At 71.7% G+C, this 1,553-nt stretch carries 1 protein-coding gene; it reads left to right on the forward strand.

The window, feature by feature from the left end; all coding sequences use genetic code 11:
- On the forward strand, nucleotides 1-1,553 hold a 1,553-nt coding region (locus tag GRX66_RS18855), incomplete at both ends, for a DUF7286 family protein (RefSeq protein WP_449271482.1).

The raw sequence follows: 1,553 nt of genomic DNA on the forward strand, positions 1-1,553 counted from the left end.
CACTGACACGGCGGCTGACCGCGCGCTGACTGGCACGAACGCCGCGCTCGCCGGGGCGGCCCGGACCGCCGCCGCGAACGCGATTCGGAGCCCGGCAGTCGCAGCGGCAGATTCCAGGTTCGGGGCAGCCATCGACCCCGACCAGCCGTTCCGGGAGACGTTCGCGCTCCGCGTGTACGCTCGCACGGAGCGTGCGCTCCGGGACCGGGAAGCGACGGTCGGCCCAGCGACAGCCTCGGTGTCCCTGCCACGCGTCGAAACGAACGAGGACGCCGAACGCGCAATCGACGCGGTCTCCATCGAACGCGCTGACCAGGCAGTGGTTCGAGTCACCGTCTCGGACGTCCGAGTGACCGTCCGACGCGACGGGGACGTCGTCTCCCAGACGCGGACGAACGTCTCCACGACGATTCACACGCCCGCCCTCGCACTCCACGACCGCGTCACGCGCTTCGAAGCGAGACTCGCACGGGACGCGCTGGACGGACCGGGGCTGGACCGCCGTCTCACGGACTACCTCCACCGCGTCGTCTGGCTGCGCGGGCCGCTCCAGTACGCGGGCCTCCCGATCTCGAACGTGCTGGCGAATCGCCACGTCGAACTGCTCACGAACCGCGCGCTGCTCGGCGTCCAGCGGTCGACGTTCGGCCGCGCTGACGAGGCCGGCGAATCCGCGTACGGACGAGCGTACGCGCGCACCGGACTCGACGACGTGCTCGCGGTCGTCCAGGACAGCGCGGAGACGCGTGCGAGCGAGGTACTCCAGCAGACCGGCGCTCCGGAGGCCCCGACGGACACCGCTATCTCGGCCGCTATCGACGCGACAGACCGCCCCGACCAGTCCGTCCCCGTGGGGGTGAACGTCACGGCGGACCGCGCGTTCCTGGCGTTCGCCGACGGTGACGGTGATGCGTCCCTCGACGGCACCCTACGGGCGGCGTTCACCTCGATTGCCAGCCGCCGCGCGGAGGTGGTGCAACTCGACCGGACGACGCGCCAGCGCGGAGACCGCCCCGAGAACTGGACGCTCGCCGGGACGACGACGACCCGCGATCTGACCGTCGAGGGCGCAGTGGAGCCCGACGACGTCCTCCGACCGGACCTGCACCACGCGGACTCGTTCGGTCGCCGCGTGGCCGCCGCGGAGCGCGAAACGCGGCGATACGTCAACGGCAGCCGGGAGCGTTCGGTGGTCGAGACGACCCGAACCACTTACCGAGTCTCGGTTGGCGTCGGGTACGAGGTGCGTCCGCCGACCCGCCAGCTGCCCGGAAACGCAGAGCAGGTACTGACGGCCGACGCTAACACCGTCGAGGACCGCGTCCACGAACGTATCGCGGACTCCGCGACTCGCGCGCTCGTCTCCGAATCGGGTGGCGAAGACGACCTCGTGCGCCGCGCCGTCGAGGGCGACCAACTCGGCCGCGAGCACGTCGTGCGGCCGGAACTCCCCGAAGCAGTCCGCCAGCGAGCGTACCGCGTTGCTGCCGACTCCCGCCGCCAGGCGCGGAACGTGTCCGCCAGCGTCTCCACGCGGGAGTTGACGGGCGGCC

The organism is Halobacterium bonnevillei (assembly GCF_009831555.1).
Classification (GTDB): Archaea; Halobacteriota; Halobacteria; order Halobacteriales; family Halobacteriaceae; genus Halobacterium; species Halobacterium bonnevillei.